The organism is Kineococcus siccus, from assembly GCF_009906795.1.
Taxonomy (GTDB): Bacteria; Actinomycetota; Actinomycetes; order Actinomycetales; family Kineococcaceae; genus Kineococcus; species Kineococcus siccus.
Genome location: NZ_JAAALN010000096.1, coordinates 1 through 15,727, shown reverse-complemented (window position 1 = coordinate 15,727; position 15,727 = coordinate 1). Strand labels below are relative to the sequence as shown.

At 76.5% G+C, this 15,727-nt stretch carries 11 protein-coding genes and 1 pseudogene; 3 read left to right on the top strand and 9 right to left on the bottom strand.

Annotated elements, in window-relative coordinates; genetic code table 11:
• A pseudogene (locus GTR02_RS12105) lies at positions 1-386 on the bottom strand (alpha/beta hydrolase); the annotation flags it as partial.
• Between the two features lie 110 nt (positions 387-496).
• Here GTR02_RS12105 and GTR02_RS12100 point away from each other — a divergent pair.
• Positions 497-889 carry a TIGR03618 family F420-dependent PPOX class oxidoreductase gene (locus GTR02_RS12100; RefSeq protein ID WP_166607754.1) on the top strand — a complete coding sequence of 131 codons (393 nt, stop codon included), beginning with the start codon at positions 497-499 and terminating at the stop codon, positions 887-889.
• Positions 890-911: 22 nt separating this feature from the next.
• Here GTR02_RS12100 and GTR02_RS12095 read toward each other — a convergent pair whose 3' ends face one another.
• Together GTR02_RS12095 and tmk are read right to left on the bottom strand one after the other, a co-directional pair.
• Positions 912-2,111 carry a DNA polymerase III subunit delta' gene (locus GTR02_RS12095; protein ID WP_166607753.1) on the bottom strand — a complete coding sequence of 400 codons (1,200 nt, stop codon included), beginning with the start codon at positions 2,109-2,111 and terminating at the stop codon, positions 912-914.
• Positions 2,108-2,830: a dTMP kinase gene (gene tmk / locus GTR02_RS12090; RefSeq protein WP_166607744.1), complete on the bottom strand. Its 723-nt coding sequence runs from the start codon at positions 2,828-2,830 to the stop codon at positions 2,108-2,110. The genes GTR02_RS12095 and tmk overlap by 4 nt, the downstream gene beginning before the upstream one ends.
• Positions 2,831-3,083: 253 nt before the next feature.
• Here tmk and GTR02_RS12085 point away from each other — a divergent pair, with 253 nt between their 5' ends.
• A complete protein-coding gene (locus tag GTR02_RS12085; RefSeq protein WP_166607752.1) occupies positions 3,084-4,421 on the top strand; it encodes a CARDB domain-containing protein in 1,338 nt (445 codons plus the stop codon).
• 102 nt (positions 4,422-4,523) lie between these two features.
• On the opposite strand, the gene topA is transcribed toward GTR02_RS12085, so the two are convergent.
• The 5 genes from topA to GTR02_RS12060 form a co-directional block, all read right to left on the bottom strand.
• Positions 4,524-7,424 (bottom strand): type I DNA topoisomerase, encoded by a 2,901-nt coding sequence (gene topA / locus GTR02_RS12080; RefSeq protein WP_166607751.1) that lies wholly within the window; start codon positions 7,422-7,424, stop codon positions 4,524-4,526.
• 189 nt (positions 7,425-7,613) lie between these two features.
• Positions 7,614-9,125 (bottom strand): DUF7059 domain-containing protein, encoded by a 1,512-nt coding sequence (locus tag GTR02_RS12075; protein WP_166607750.1) that lies wholly within the window; start codon positions 9,123-9,125, stop codon positions 7,614-7,616.
• A gap of 100 nt (positions 9,126-9,225) precedes the next feature.
• A complete protein-coding gene (locus GTR02_RS12070) occupies positions 9,226-11,616 on the bottom strand; it encodes a sodium-translocating pyrophosphatase (protein ID WP_166607749.1) in 2,391 nt (796 codons plus the stop codon).
• A 162-nt stretch (positions 11,617-11,778) separates the two neighbouring features.
• On the bottom strand, positions 11,779-12,231 hold the full coding sequence (locus tag GTR02_RS12065) for an ATP-binding protein (RefSeq protein ID WP_166607748.1): 453 nt from the start codon (positions 12,229-12,231) through the stop codon (positions 11,779-11,781).
• A 4-nt stretch (positions 12,232-12,235) separates the two neighbouring features.
• The gene (locus GTR02_RS12060) at positions 12,236-12,604 is read right to left on the bottom strand and encodes an STAS domain-containing protein (RefSeq protein ID WP_166607747.1); all 369 of its coding nucleotides are present in this window, start codon (positions 12,602-12,604) and stop codon (positions 12,236-12,238) included.
• 222 nt (positions 12,605-12,826) lie between these two features.
• Here GTR02_RS12060 and GTR02_RS12055 point away from each other — a divergent pair, with 222 nt between their 5' ends.
• Entirely contained in the window at positions 12,827-15,391 is a 2,565-nt protein-coding gene (locus tag GTR02_RS12055; RefSeq protein ID WP_338073771.1) for a DEAD/DEAH box helicase, read from the top strand.
• Here GTR02_RS12055 and GTR02_RS12050 read toward each other — a convergent pair.
• On the bottom strand, positions 15,361-15,727 hold a 367-nt coding region (locus GTR02_RS12050; protein WP_166607745.1), incomplete at its 5' end, for an Rv3654c family TadE-like protein. The genes GTR02_RS12055 and GTR02_RS12050 overlap by 31 nt on opposite strands.

Here is a 15,727-nt window from a genome sequence, read left to right as displayed (position 1 = left end):
GTCCCGGCGCCCGGCCCGCCGGGGTTCAGCACGAGCGAGCCCAGGCGGTCCTCGCCCGTCGCGGTGGTCGCCAGCCGCACGAGCGCGAGCGTGGTCGTCGCCCCCGCGGGGTCGGCGTAGTCCACCGGGACCTGCAGCCGGGTGCACTCGAAGCCGCCCTGGCAGCCCGTCCACTGCAGCCGCTGGTCGTAGAACCGGGCCAGGGCCGGGTCGGACGCCGCCTCGCCCGGCACCGCCGCGGGCGCGCCCACGGGGCTCGGCTCGGGGCCGGAGCCGCCGCCGAGCGCCGAGCAGCCCGTCACCAGCAGCAGCGACGTGAGCGCGGCGAGGACGGCGCGGGGCGCGCGGCGGGCCGGGCGCCGGGACGGGGCGGGGGTGCGCGACATGGTCCGGGCAGGCTACGTGACGGGCCCGCGACGCGACCTGCACGCTCCGTCGCGCGCTCCGGGAGCGACGCGGGGAGGATCATCGGGACCCCGAGACCGAGGAGATCACCGTGGACCTGCCTGAGGATCTGCTGACCCTGCTGCGCCAGGCCAGCCCCTGCTACGTCGCGACGACGATGCCCGACGGCTCGCCGCAGCTCACGCAGACGTGGGTGGACACCGACGGCAGGCACGTCCTGGTCAACACGGTCCAGGGCTTCCAGAAGCTGCGCAACGTCGAGCGCGACCCGCGCGTCTCCGTCGCGGTGTCGGACCCGGCGAACCCGTTCCGCTACTACGAGGTGCGTGGCCACGTCGTGGCCACGACGACCGAGGGCGGCACCGAGCACATCGAGGCGCTGTCGCAGCGCTACACGGGCGGGCCCTACCCCTGGTACGGCGGGCGCGACCAGGTCCGCGTCATCCTCAGCATCGCGGCGGACAAGGTCCAGACGGTCGGCTGAGCCCCCGGCGCGGGGCCGGCCCTCAGCGCGCGCCGGGGCGCAGCTGCAGGGCCATCGCCTCGACGGCCAGGACGGGGGACACGTTCTGCTGCAGCCGCTCGCGAGCCAGCTGCACCGCGTCGGTGCGGCGCAGCGTGTCCTCGGGGGTGCTGGCGCCGGCCAGCGCGCGCACGCCCCCGGCCATGTCGCCGTTGACGAGCTCGACGGGGGCGCCGAGCTGCACGACGAGGACGTCGCGGAAGAACCCGAGCAGGTCCACGAGCGCGCGGTCGAGGACGTCGGTCTGCGCGCGGCGGGCCCGCCGCTTCTGGTCCTCCTCCAGCTGCCGGACCTGACCGCGCACCGCGGGCGGCGGGGTGGCGGTGCCGTCGGCGCCCAGCGCCCGCAGCAGCTCGGCGCGCTCGGTGGCGTCGCGCTCCGCCGTCGACGCCTTGGCCTCCTCGGCGGTGATCTCGACGAGCTCCCCGGCCGCGACCACCGCGTCGCCCACGCCGCGCAGCCGCTCGACGAACGTCAGCACCTCGCGGCGGCGGATCCGGGCGCCCTCGTCGCGGGCCAGCCGCCGGGCCAGCCCGACGTGGCTCTGCGCCGCGCGGGCCGCGAACGCCGCCATCGCCGGGTCGATGCCGTCGCGGCGCACCAGCAGCTCGGCGACCGCGTCGGCGGGCGGGATGCGCAGCGGCACGTGCCGCGAGCGGGAGCGCAGGGTCGCGAGGACGTCGTCGACCCCGGGGGCGCAGAGCACCCACACCGTCTGCGGCGGCGGCTCCTCGATCGTCTTGAGCAGCACGTTGCCCGACGTCTCGTTGAGGCGGTCGGCGTCCTCCACGACGATGACGCGCCAGCGCCCGACCGAGGGCCGCCGCTGGGCGACCGCGATGAGCGGCTCCACGTCCTGGCGGCGGATCCAGGTGTGCTCGGTGCTGAACACCGTGACGTCGGCGTGGGCGCCGGACGCCGCGGTCCGGCAGCCCGCGCACGTGCCGCAGCCGACCACGGTGGGGTCGGTGCACTCCAGGGCCGCGGCGAAGGCGCGGGCCGCGACGGAGCGCCCGGAGCCCGGCGGGCCCGTCAGCAGCCAGGCGTGGGTCATCCCCGACGCGCCGCCGGGCGTGCCGGCCACCGCCCCGCGGCGCGCCGCGGCCGCCGCCCGGGCGAGCACGGCCACGGCGGGGCCCTGCCCGACGACGTCGCCCCAGACGCCCGGCCCGGCCGCGCTCACGGGCGCCCCGCGACGGCGCGCGCGGGCCCGGACGGCACCGGCAGCAGGGGCGCCAGGTGCTCGCGGAGCCGGTGCTGGACGGCGTCGGCGGGGCGCGCGGCGTCCAGGACGAGGTAGCGGGCGGGCGCACGGGCGGCGAGGTCCAGGAACTGCTCGCGCACCCGGGTGTGGAAGGCGAGGGACTCGGCCTCCAGGCGGTCCTCGCCCGGGCGCCCCGCGTCCCGGCCGCGGCGGCCCGCGGCCGTGGCCGGGTCGACGTCCAGGACGACCGTGAGGCCGGGCACGAGGCCGCCCGTCGCCCACCGCGACAGCTCCTCCACCTCCGCGGCGGGCAGGGCGCGCCCGGCGCCCTGGTAGGCCAGCGAGCTGTCGACGTAACGGTCGGTCACCACGACGGCGCCCCGCGCCAGCGCGGGGCGGACGACCTCGGCGACGTGCTGGGCGCGGTCGGCGGCGAACAGGAGGGCCTCGGCGCGCGGGGCGAGCGCGGCACCCGGCGCGGGGGCGAGGAGCACCTGGCGCAGCGCGAGGCCCGTCGCGGTGCCGCCGGGCTCGCGCGTGGCGACCACCTCGTGGCCCCGCTGGGCGAGCCACCCGGCCAGCAGCCGCTGCTGCGTCGTCTTGCCCGAGCCGTCGCCCCCCTCGAGCGCGACGAGGAACCCGGCGGCGGGCGGGCCGCCCGCGGGCGCGTCGGTGCCCGCGGGGCCGGCTGAGCTCACGCCGTCAGGGTAGTCGGCGGTCCCGACAGCCCCCTGCTTCGGCCGAACGGGTGACGCAGGGCCCGCATGGAGCAACAGAGCGTGCCCAAACGACCACTTCCCGCCCACGGCAGCACGTCCAGCCCTAACGTTGTCACTGTCAGCAACCGGGAGACCGGGCTGGCCACCGCCTCGGGGGAGGCACCCGCAACGGTCGATCAGCGCGCCGCCGCGCGCGACCGTCCGCACCCACCACCACGTTCCGGGGGGAACCATGACCGCCACCGCTCGCCGCTCCGCCCTCGTCGCCGCGCTGACGGGCCTCGGCCTCCTCGCCGGGGCCGCGGGCGCGACCGCCGCCCCGGTCGCCCTCCCCGACCTCGTCGTCAGCGGCATCTCCGCCGTCACCGCCACGCCCGGCGCCCCCGTCACCTTCGCGGCCACCCTGACCAACCGCGGCCGGGCCGCCACGCCCGCGGGCGTCGTGCAGGGCGTCGCCTTCGCCGTCGACGGCACCGTCGTCACCTGGTCCGCGAGCCGCACCGCGTCGCTGGCGCCCGGCGCCTCCGCCGTCGTGCGCGCCGACGGCGGACCGCGCGGCGCCACGTGGACCGCCACCGCCGGCCGCCACGTCGTCACCGCGGTGGTGGACGACGTCGCCCGCATCCGCGAGAGCGACGAGCGCAACAACACCCGCACCCGCACGGTCACCGTCCCCGTCGCGGCCGGCGCCACGGGCGCCGTCCAGCCGGTCACGGCGGTCACCGCGCGCCAGGCCACGGCCGAGCCGGTCTGGCGCGTCACGCACGACGACGCCGTCACCGTGTCCTGGACCGTGCCCGCCGGGCAGCCCGCCGGCACGACCCACACCGTGGTCGAGCACGCCACCACGCCCGGCTCGTCCTGCGCCGGCCTGCCGGACACCGCCGTCGCGGGCACCACCACCGGCACCAGCCTGACGGTGCGCCCGCGCGTCGGGGACACCTGCTCCGGGCACGGCCAGGGCCACGACACCTGGTACTCCGTGACCAGCACCGCCCCCTCGGGCGCGAAGGCCGTCTCGGCCGCCAGCGGCGCGTGCGCCGGCTACCGCAACGCCGAGTTCGGGGCGACCGGCCCCGTCGACGCCTTCACCTCCTCCTGCGCCGGCGGCGCCGACTACGCCGACCACGTCCAGGCCCTGACGACGGGCGCGGTCCGCGTCGACGCGGGCTCCGCCACGGGCACCGCGGGGTACGCCGCGGACCGCGGGTTCACGGGCGGGCAGTCCTACGCCTCCGCCACCGGCCTGCGCCCCGAGCTGACGACGTCGCGCTGGGGCTGGAGCAGCTACCGCCTGCCGGTCGCGGCGCCCGGCCGCTACCTCGTGCGCCTGCACCTCGTGGACCCGACGTTCGCCACCGCGGGCCGGCGCGTCTTCGACGTCGCCGTCAACGGCACCCCCGTGCGCACCGGCCTCGACATCGCCGCGACCGTGGGGCGCGACGCCGAGCTCGTCGTCGACGCCTACGTCGACGCACCCACCTCCAGCGTCGAGATCACCGCCACCCGCCGCGTCGACAACCCGATCGTCGCCTCGATCGAGGTGCTCGCCACCACGCCCGGCTACTGAGGCGCGCTGCTGAGCCGCGGCTGCTGACCCGCACCGCCCGCACGACGACGGGGGCGCCGCGCACTCGGGTGCGCGGCGCCCCCGTCGTCGTGGGTGGTGGCCCTAGCCCCGCTCGGCCGCAGCCGTCTTCTTCGCCGCCGTCTTCTTCGCCGCGGTCTTCTTCACCGCGGTCTTCTTCGTCGCCGTCTTCTTCGCCGCCGCCCGCTTCTTGGGCGCCGGCCCCTTCGCGCGCTTCTCGGCGAGCAGCTCGACGGCCCGCTCGAACGTGAGCGTCTCGGGGTCGTCGTCCTTGCGCAGCGTCGCGTTGGTCGTGCCGTCGGTCGCGTAGGGCCCGAAGCGGCCCTCCTTGACGACGATCGGCTGGCCCGACTCCGGGTCGGCGCCGAGCTCCTTCAGCGGCGGCTTCGCGACCTGCCCGCGGCGCATCTTGGGCTGCGCGTAGACGGCCAGCGCCTCCTCGAGCGTGACGTCGAAGATCTGGTCCTCGCTCGTCAGCGACCGGGAGTCGGTGCCCTTCTTGAGGTAGGGCCCGTAGCGGCCGTTCTGCGCGGTGATCTCGTCGCCGGACTCCGGGTCGACGCCCACGACGCGGGGCAGGCTGAGGAGCCTGAGCGCCTGCTCGAGCGTCACGGTGTCGACCTGCATGTCCTTGAAGAGCGAGCCCGTGCGCGGCTTGGCCTTCGCGGCCTTCTTCGTCGCCCGCTTCGCGGTCTTCTTCGCGGGAGCGCCCGTCTCCTCCAGCGCGACGGGCGCCGGGGCGTCGTCCTCGATCAGCTCGGTGACGTAGGGCCCGTAGCGGCCGACGCGCGCGACGACCGTGCGGCCGGTCTCCGGGTCCTGGCCCAGCACGCGGTCGCCGTCGGACTGCGACGTGAGGAGCTCGCGCGCCTTCTCCACGGTCATCTCGTCGGGCGCGATGTCCTCGGGGACGCTCGCCTTGAGCATCTCGCCGCTCTCGACGTCCGGGCCCTCGAGGTAGGGGCCGTAGCGCCCGACGCGCAGCACGATGCCCTCGCCGATCTCGATGGTCGAGATCTCCCGGGCGTCGATCGCGCCGAGGTCGTCGGCGAGGCCCTTGATGCCGTCGCTCGCGTGGTCGCGCGCCGCGCCGCCGGACCCGTCGGTGTCCGGGCCGGTCTCGCCGCCCACGGCACTGCCGTCCGCGCCGCCGCCGCGGTTCCCGCCGGGCCCGTCGGCCCCGAAGTACCACTGGGTCAGCCAGTGGACGCGGTCCTCCTCGCCCCGGCTGATGGCGTCGAGGTCGGACTCCATGGCGGCCGTGAAGTCGTAGTCGACCAGCCGCGGGAAGTGCACCTCGAGCAGCCGGATGACCGCGAACGCCAGCCAGGTCGGGATGAGCGCGTTGCCGCGCGCCGTGACGTACCCGCGGTCCTGGATGGTCGCGATGGTCGCCGCGTACGTCGAGGGCCGGCCGATCCCGCGCTCCTCCAGCGCCTTCACGAGGCTCGCCTCGGTGTAGCGCGGCGGGGCGGAGGTCTCGTGGCCGTCCGCGGTGAGCGCGTTGACGTCCAGGGCCTGCCCGCGGGTCAGCTGCGGCAGCCGGCGCTCGGCGTCGGAGGCCTCGTCGTCGCGGTGCTGCGACTCGTCGCGGCCCTCCTCGTAGGCCGCGAGGAACCCGCGGAACGTGATGACGGTGCCGCTGGCGGAGAACTCCGCGTCCCGGCCGTCGGTCGTGCTCGCGCCCAGGCGGATCGAGGCCGTGGTGCCGCGCGCGTCGTTCATCTGCGAGGCGACCGTGCGGCGCCAGATCAGCTCGTACAGGCGGAACTCGTCGCCGCGCAGCTCACCGGCCAGCTGGGCCGGCGTGCGGAAGGACTCCCCCGACGGGCGGATGGCCTCGTGCGCCTCCTGCGCGTTCTTCGACTGCTTGGCGTAGACGCGGGGCCGCTCGGGCACGAACTCCGGGCCGTACAGCTCCGCGGCCTGCGTGCGGGCGGCGGTGAGCGCCTGCTCCGACAGGGTCGTGGAGTCGGTCCGCATGTAGGTGATGTAGCCGCCCTCGTACAGCGACTGCGCGACGCGCATCGCCTGCCGCGCACCGAGACGCAGCTTGCGCGACGCCTCCTGCTGCAGCGTGGAGGTGATGAACGGCGCCGCCGGGCGGCGCGTGTACGGCTTGTCCTCCACCGAGCGCACCGCGAACGACGCGCCCTCCAGCGCGGCGCGCAGCGTGGTCGCGGCGGCCTCGTCGAGGTGCGTGACGCCCGCGGTCTTCAGCTGCCCGACGTCGGAGAAGTCGCGGCCCGTCGCGACGCGCGAGCCGTCGACGCTGACGAGGCGCGCGGGGAAGGCGTTGCCGCCCTCGCTGGGGGCGAACTCGCCCCGCAGGTCCCAGTACTGCGCCGTGCGGAACGCCATGCGCTCCCGCTCGCGCTCGACGACGAGGCGCGTCGCGACCGACTGCACGCGGCCGGCGGACAGACCCGCGCGGACCTTGCGCCACAGCACGGGCGACAGCTCGTAGCCGTACAGGCGGTCGAGGATCCGGCGGGTCTCCTGGGCGTTGACGAGCTGGTCGTCGATCTCCCGGGTGTCGCGCACGGCGCGCTGGATCGCGTCCCGGGTGATCTCGTGGAAGACCATGCGGCGGTAAGGGATCTTCGGGTTGAGCGCCTCGACGAGGTGCCACGCGATGGCCTCGCCCTCGCGGTCCTCGTCGGTGGCGAGCAGCAGCTCGTCGGCGTCCTTCAGGCGGCGCTTGAGGTCGTTGACCTTGGAGCGCTTGTCCCCGTCGACGACGTAGTACGGCTCGAAGCCGTTGTCGACGTCGACCGCGAACTTGCCGAAGGGGCCCTTCTTCATGTCGTCCGGGAGCTGGGACGGCTGGGGCAGGTCGCGGATGTGCCCGATGCTGGCCTGCACGTCGTAGCCGTCGCCCAGGAAGCCGCCGATCTGGGTCGCCTTCTTCTGCGACTCCACGATCACCAGCCGGCGCAGGCCGTCGCTGGTCCCGGCCCCGTTCCCGCTCGACTTGCCCGCCACTGCACGCCCTGCCTCTCCGCGCCCTCTCGCGCCCCACCGGCCGGTGCCGGTGGTCCTGCCGTTGCTGCCCGTCCGTGCTCCGCCGGGGTCCTCCCGCGCGGTGCGTCCGCCCCGCACTGTCGCACGGCGCACCGCTTCAATGTCGCACGCGGTGCGGCGCCGGTGGCGCGTGCGCCCCGCCCCCCGGGCTCAGGCGACGCCCAGCAGCCCGTCCGCGACGAGCTCCCGGACGCGGGGCAGCAGCTCGGCCCGCAGCGCCGCCTGGTCGACGTCCAGCAGCACCGCGAGACCCGCCACGACCTGCCCGACGGCCAGCTCGCCGTCGCACGCGCCCACGAGCGCGGCGACCTCGGTGCCGACCTGGACCGTGCGCCGCAGCCCGCCGCCCTGGCGCAGCAGCAGCACGCGCGGGTCGGGCTCGCCCGGGGTGTGGAACCGCTCGTCGCTCACGTCGCCCGCGACGCGCAGCCGGGTCGCGGCCAGCGCGGCGTCGTCGGTGCGGGCGAGCCAGTCGTGCGCCGCGAGCCCCGCCGCGAACGTCTCGCCGAGCGGCTGGCCCACGGGCCCGGTGACCTCCTCCAGCCGCCGCAGGCTCCCGGGCCCGGCCGCGGGGCGGCGCAGCGTGACCACGCCGAACCCGACCCCCGTCACGCCGCGCGCCTCGAAGTCGTCCAGCCACGCGGCGTACAGCGCGTCGAAGGCCGGGCCGGGCCGCTGCCCGCCGTCGCGGATCCACGTCTCGGCGTACTCGGCGGGGTCGGTCACCTCGCGCTGCACGACCCAGGCGTCGAGGTCCGTGCCGTCCAGCCACTGCCCCACCCGGTCGCGCCAGCCCTCGCCGTCGCGGTGCTCCCAGTTGCCCAGGAGCTGCGCGACGCCGCCCGGGGCGAGCACCCGCCCGACCCCGCGCACGAGCCCGGCGACGACGGCGTCGCCCGCGAGACCCCCGTCGCGGTAGGTGTACGTCGGCACGCCCGCCTCCCGCGGGGTGATGACGAACGGCGGGTTGGAGACCACGAGGCCGAACTCCTCGCCCGCCTGGACCGGGTCGAGCAGCGAACCGTGCCGCAGGTCGAGCGCGACGCCGTTGAGCGCCGCGTTGACGGCCGCGAGGTCCAGCGCCCGCTCGGAGGTGTCGGTCGCGACGACGCGGCGCGCGTGCCGGGTGGCGTGCAGGGCCTGCACGCCGCAGCCCGTGCCGACGTCGAGGACCCGCCCGACGGGCGTGCGCACCGTCGACTGCGCGAGGGTCAGCGAGGCGCCGCCGACGCCCAGGACGTGGTCGGTGCGCAGGGCCGCGCCCGTCGCCAGCTCGCCGAGGTCGGAGACCAGCCACCACTGCGCGGTCCCGGCGGCGTCCACGGCCGCGTAGGGCCGCAGGTCCACCAGCGCGCGCACCTCGTCGCGGGGCCCCTCGCCGGCGGTCTCGACGAGACCCACCGCCCGGGCGCCCGCGGCGCCCACCTGCGGCAGGGCGGCGTCGAGGAGGGCGCGGGGGACGGGCCGGCCGAGGGTGAAGCAGCGCAGCAGGACGGCGGCGGGGTCGGTGCTCGCGGCCGTCACGCGCAGCGCCGGGACGGCCTGCTCCCGGTCGAGCGCCTCGTGGGCGACGTCGCCCAGCACGGCCCGCACGCGGTCCACGGTGTAGTCGGCGTGCTGCAGGTCCTCGCGCAGCCGGGCGAGGAGGTCGGCGGGGTCCACGGTGGGTCATCCTCCCGCACGCCCGCCCCCCGCCCGACCGCTCCGTGGTCGACCGCTCCGTGGTCGTGCCGGCGGCACCGGCACGACCACGGAGGCGGGGTCAGAGGACCTTCTTGTCCACCTCGTCGTCGGCGCGGACCTCGGCCGCCCCGGTGGGGGCGGCCATGTCCACGCGCCGGTTGTTGCTGACGAGGATCGCGGCCACGATGATCACGACGCTGACGATCGCGATGCCGTAGCGCAGCGGGGCGTTGGCGTCCTCGCCGAGGCTCAGGGTCACGACCGCGGGCGCGACGAGGAGCGCGACGAGGTTCATGACCTTCAGCAGCGGGTTGATCGCCGGGCCGGCCGTGTCCTTGAACGGGTCGCCGACGGTGTCGCCGATGACCGTGGCCGCGTGGGCGTCGGAGCCCTTGCCGCCGTGCAGGCCGTCCTCGACGATCTTCTTGGCGTTGTCCCAGCTGCCGCCCGCGTTCGACAGGAACACGGCCATGAGGACGCCCGCCGCGATCGCCCCGCCCAGGAACCCCGCGAGCGGCGCGACCCCGAGGCCGAACCCGACCGCGATGGGCGCGAACGCCGCGAGCAGGCCCGGCGTCGCCAGCTCCCGCAGCGCGTCCCGGGTGCACAGGTCGACGACGCGGCCGTGGTCCGGCTGCTCCTCGCCCGTCATGATCCCGGGGTGCTCGGCGAACTGGCGGCGCACCTCGAGCACCACGGCCCCCGCCGAGCGGCCGACCGCGTTGACGGCGAGGCCGGAGAACAGGAACACCACGGCCGCACCGAGCAGCACCCCGACGAGGGTCGTCGGCGTCGAGATCGAGAAGTCGCCCAGCGTCGTGCGGGTGTAGGCCGAGAGGTTCTCGGCGGTCGACGCCACGGCGTTCAGCCGCTCGACGACCGCGTCCTGGTAGGAGCCGAACAGCGCCGTGGCGGCCAGGACGGCCGTCGCGATCGCGATGCCCTTCGTGACGGCCTTCGTCGTGTTGCCGACCGCGTCGAGCTCGGTGAGGACCGCGGCGCCCTCGTCGTCGACGTCGCCGCTCATCTCCGCGATGCCCTGCGCGTTGTCGCTGACGGGACCGAAGGTGTCCATCGCGACGATGACCCCGACGGTCGTGAGCAGCCCGCAGCCCGCGAGGGCGATGAGGAACATGCCCAGCGCGAGGATGCCGCCCGCGAGCAGGAACGCGAGGTAGACGGCGCCCGCGATGACGAGCGTCGTGTAGACGGCCGACTCCAGCCCGAGGCCGATGCCCGACAGGACCACGGTCGCCGCCCCCGTGAGCGAGGAGTCGGCGACGTCCTTCGTGGGCTGCGACTCGGTGCCGGTGTAGTGGCCCGTGATCCACAGGATCGTGATGGCGAGCAGGATGCCCAGGCCGACCGCGCACAGCGCGACCAGGCGGGGGTCGCCGTCGAGGCCGGTGACCGTGGGGTTGCCGCCCGTGAGCCCGCCGAAGCTCGACGGCAGGTAGGCGAAGCACGCGACGGCGGTGCCGACCAGCGCGACGCCCGCGGACAGGTAGAACCCGTTCTGGATCGACGTCAGGCCGGAGACGCCCGGCTTGGCGCGCACGAGCACGACCCCGAGCGCGGCCGTGATGGCGCCGATGGCGGGGATCAGCAGGGGCAGGACGAGGCCCGCCTCGCCGATCGCGGTCTGGCCCAGGATGACGGCCGCGACGATGGTGACGGCGTAGGACTCGAACAGGTCCGCGGCCATGCCCGCGCAGTCCCCCACGTTGTCGCCGACGTTGTCGGCGATGGTGGCGGGGTTGCGGGGGTCGTCCTCGGGGATGCCCTGCTCGATCTTGCCGACGAGGTCGGCCCCGACGTCGGCCGCCTTGGTGAAGATGCCGCCGCCGACCCGCATGAACATCGCCAGCAGGGCGGCGCCGAAGCCGAAGCCCTCCAGCACGGTCGGGGCGTCGTCGCCGAAGGCCAGGACGGCGACGGACGCGCCCAGCAGGCCGAGGCCCACCGTGACCATGCCGACGACGCCACCGGTGCGGAACGCGATCCGCATGCCGGTCTCGCGGCCCGCGGCGCCGCTGCGCGCGGCCGCCGCGACGCGGACGTTGGCCCGCACCGCCAGCGACATGCCCAGGTAGCCGATGGCCGCGGAGAACACGGCCCCGACGACGAAGGCGACGCTGCGCGAGGCGCGCAGGACCCAGTCGTCGGCGGGCAGGGCCAGCAGGAGCAGGACCACGGCGACCGCGAACCAGATCAGCGTCCGGAACTGCCGGCGCAGGTAGGCCGCGGCCCCGGCCTGCACGGCCGCGGCGATCGACTGCATCTTCTCGGTGCCCTCGTCGTGGACGAGCACCTGCCGGCGGAACACGAAGGCGACGACCAGGGAGGCGACGGCGATGACCGCGACCGCGGCGACGACCGCCTGTCCCGATCCGGTCAGCCCTGCGCCGTCCGTCGGCGTGGTGAGGCCCGGGAGGGCGGTGGGGAGGGCACTCAGGGCAGGAAGGGGCATCCGTCCTCCTCGACGTGGGGTGACCCGGCGTCCGGGACTGCGCACGCTCCCGGCGTCATGATCACCAAGTCGTCACAGCCTAGGGCAGGAGGACGCAGGGTGCTCGGGAACGACACCCTGTCGAGGTCACTGGGCCGGACGGGGGACGCCGCCCCCGCGGGATCAGGTGCGCTGGCGCTGCTGCGGCGCGGAGCCGAAGCCGGGAGTCGTCACCGGCGCGGCCTCCTGCAGCGACCAGGCCATCCGCACGCCTTCGCGCGGGCCGTCGGCGGGCACCGTGCTGCCCGCGACCGAGACGTCGTCGGCCATGCCCTGCAGCAGCGCGAGCGCGAGGGGGTCCTCGCCCACGCCCGTCACGGGCAGGACCGCCCCGTCCGCACCGCGCTCGACGACGACCACCTCGAGGCGGGCGCCGTCGTCGCACAGGTGCATGTCGACGAGGCCGTCGACCGTGGTCCGGCCGACGGCCCGCGCACAGGCCTCGCCGATGGCGATGCGGATCTCGTCGAGCTGGCCCTCCTCGAACCCCGCCCGCCGGGCCACGGACACGGCGACGAGTCGCGCGGTCCGGACGTGCTCGGCGAGGGGGCTGAAGCGGAGGGCGATGGTGGGCACGGGCTCAGGACGCCGCGCCGGCCCCGTCCACGGACGCCGAGGCCGCGATCGCGTCGGCGACGGTGTCGTGGATGGGGAACACCTTCGTCAGGCCGGTGATGCGGAAGACCTTGAGGATCTTCTCGCGCTGGCACACCAGGTGCAGGGAGCCGTCGTGGGAGCGCACGCGCTTGAGCCCGCCCACCAGGACGCCGAGACCGGTGGAGTCGAGGAACTCGACGCCCTCCATGTCGACCACCAGGTGGTGGTGCCCTGCGCCGACCAGTTCGTTGAGCCGCTCGCGCAAGGTCGGTGCGGTGTAGACGTCGATCTCACCGGACACCTCGACGATGGTCCGGCCGCTCTCTTCGCGGCTCGTCACCGACAGGTCCACGACCCCTCCTCGCTGCTCGCGTCGAGCATGCCGAACGGCACACCCGCCTCTGGCATTCAACCATCGCAGAGCGTGAGGAGCGCGCTCAAGGGGCGACGGCGCAGGGCCGTCCGGGCACTGCGTGCGACCCGCGGGCCCCACGGGGCGCAGGAGTCCCAGCCCCGGCCGCCGCCGACCGGAGCGTCGCGCCTCCCGCGGTGCGCGGCGGGAGACAATCAAGGCGTGGGTGGACTGCGCGCGGCGGGGACGGGGGCGAGCGGGACGCCCGCGCCCCGGCGGCCCGCCGAGCCCACGCCCGAGCGCACCGCCGAGCGCACCGCCGGGCGCGATCCCGGCGGCCCCGTGGCCGCCGCCCTGCAGCGCGTGCTGGCGGACGGCCGGCGGCGCGACCGGGTCCGGCACGTCGAGCTGCTGCCCGCGCGTCCCGGCGACCGCGTCGACTGGCCCGCGTGGGCGGACCCCGAGGTCGTCGCCGCCCTCGAGCGGGGCACGCGCGGCCGGCCGTGGCGTCACCAGGCCGTGGCCGCGGAGCACGTGTGGGCGGGCCGGTCGGTCGTGCTGTCGGCCGGGACGGCGTCGGGCAAGTCGCTGGCCTTCCAGCTGCCGGTCCTGACGACGCTGCGCCGCACCGCGGAGGCCACCGGGCGGGGGGCCACGGCGCTGTACCTCTCCCCCACGAAGGCGCTGGCGGCGGACCAGGAGGTCCGCGTGCGGGCGCTGGGCCTGCCGGGCCTCGAGGCCGCCACCTACGACGGCGACACCCCGCCCGAGGTCCGGCGCTGGATCCGCGCCCACGCGCAGCTGGTCCTGACCAACGTCGACATGCTGCACCGCTCGGTGCTGCCGGGGCACGAGCACTGGTCGAGCTTCCTGCGGCGGCTGCGCTACGTCGTGGTCGACGAGTGCCACACCTACCGGGGCGTGTTCGGCTGCCACGCCTCCGCGGTCCTGCGGCGGCTGCGGCGGCTCGCCGCCCGCTACGGCGCGGACCCCGTCTTCGTGCTCGCCTCCGCGACCGTGGCGGACCCCGCCACCACCGCGCGCCGGCTGACGGGCCTCGACGTCGTCGCCGTGACCGAGGACGCCTCGCAGCGCCCGGAGGTCTCGGTCGCGCTCTGGGAGCCCCCGCTGCGGACACTGCCGCCGGCCGCCGCGGTCCCGCCCCCGGACCCGGAGGACCCGTGGCGCGCCGTCGACGCGGCGGGAGAGCCGCCCGTCGAGGACGCCCGGCCGCAGCGGCGCACGGCCACGGCCGAGGCCGCCGACCTGCTGGCGGACCTCGTCGTCGGCGGTGTGCGGACGCTCGCCTTCGTCCGCAGCCGCACGGGGGCCGAGTCGGTCGCGGCCGGGGCGCGCCGCCGCCTCGCGGAGGTCTCCCCCGAGCTGGCGCCGCAGGTCGCGGCCTACCGCGGCGGCTACCTGCCCGAGGAGCGGCGTCAGCTCGAGGACGACCTGCGCACGGGCCGCGTCCGCGGCCTCGCGACCACGCGGGCCCTCGAGCTCGGCGTCGACGTCGCGGGCCTGGACGCCGTGCTGGTCGCCGGGTGGCCCGGCACGCGGGCCTCGTTCTGGCAGCAGGTGGGCCGGGCGGGGCGCCGGGGCTCGCCCGCCCTGGGGGTCTTCGTCTCCCGCGACGACCCGCTGGACACCTACCTGGTCAACCACCCCGAGGCCCTGTTCGGGGTGCCCGTCGAGGCCGCGGTGCTGGACCCCGACAACCCCTACGTCCTCGCGCCGCACCTCTGCGCGGCGGCGCAGGAGCTGCCCCTCACCGAACCGGACCTGGCGCTGTTCGGGCCGGCCGCGGCCGAGGTGGCCGAGCTGCTGGTGGAGCGCGGGATGCTCCGCCGCCGCGCGACCGGCTGGTACTGGACGCGCCGCGACCGCGCGTGCGACCTCACCGACCTGCGCGGGGCGGGCGGGACGGTGCGGATCGTCGAGGCCGGCACGGCCCGCGTGCTCGGGACCGTCGACGTCGCGTCGGCCGACAGCACCGTGCACCGCGGCGCGGTGCACGTGCACCAGGGCCGGAGCTACGTCGTGGACGAGCTGGACCTCGAGGAGTCCCTCGCGGTCGTGCACCCGGAGACGCCCGAGCACACGACCCACGCGCGCTCCGACTCCGACGTGCGGGTCCTCGCGGTCGACACGACCCGCCGGGCGGGGCCGGTCACCCTGTCCAGCGGGGTCGTCGAGGTGACCTCGCAGGTCACGGGCTTCCTGCGCCGCCGGGTGGGGACGGGGCAGGTGCTGGGCGAGGAGCCCCTCGACCTGCCGCAGCGCCGGCTGCGCACCCGCGCCGTGTGGTGGACGCTCGACCCCGCGACGGCGGACGAGGCGCTGCTGCCCTCCTGCGCGCCCGACGACCCGCGGCCCCCGTCGCACCGCCTGCCCGGGGCGCTGCACGCCGCGGAGCACGCCGCCATCGGCCTCCTGCCCCTGCTCGCGACGTGCGACCGCTGGGACCTCGGCGGGCTGTCCACGGCGCTGCACCCCGACACCGGCCTGCCGACGGTGTTCGTCCACGACGCGGTCCCCGGTGGCGCCGGGTTCTCCGACCGCGGGCACGAGCGGGTCGGGGCGTGGCTGCGGGCCACGGTGGAGGCCGTGCGGGCGTGCCCGTGCGCGAGCGGCTGCCCGGCCTGCGTGCAGTCGCCCAAGTGCGGCAACGGCAACGAACCCCTCGACAAGGCCGGTGCGGTCGCGGTCCTCGACGTGGTGCTGGAGGCGCTCGGGACCCCCCGGCCCGCAGCGGCTCACGACGCCTGCCCCGTCCCCGCCGGCTGACGTCCCGCGCGCGCCGAGGCGCGGGCCGCGCCCAGGCCCGCGAACCGGCCCGCCACGGCCACGGTGGCCGTCACGGCGACGGAGCCGTCCGCGGCCACCGCGCAGCTGACCACCGCGGCCCCCGCGGCGGCGAGCACGGCCCCGGCCCGCACGCACGGCTGCCCCGGGGCGCGACCCAGCACGACGTCGGCGCCCGCGAGCGCCGCCAGGTCCGCCGCCGACTCGGCCCGGTGCCGGGCCGTCACCGCCGCGCCGAGCCCGAGCACCGCCAGCAGCAGGCTGAAGGCGACGGCGCAGACCCCGAGCACGAGCACGCTGCCGCTGCCCGCGTCACCC

Coding starts and splice junctions, on each gene's coding strand:
- GTR02_RS12085 (WP_166607752.1), top strand. CDS start 3,084: ATGACCGCCACCGCTCGCCGCTCCGCCCTCGTCGCCGCGCTGACGGGC.
- GTR02_RS12070 (WP_166607749.1), bottom strand. CDS start 11,616: ATGCCCCTTCCTGCCCTGAGTGCCCTCCCCACCGCCCTCCCGGGCCTC.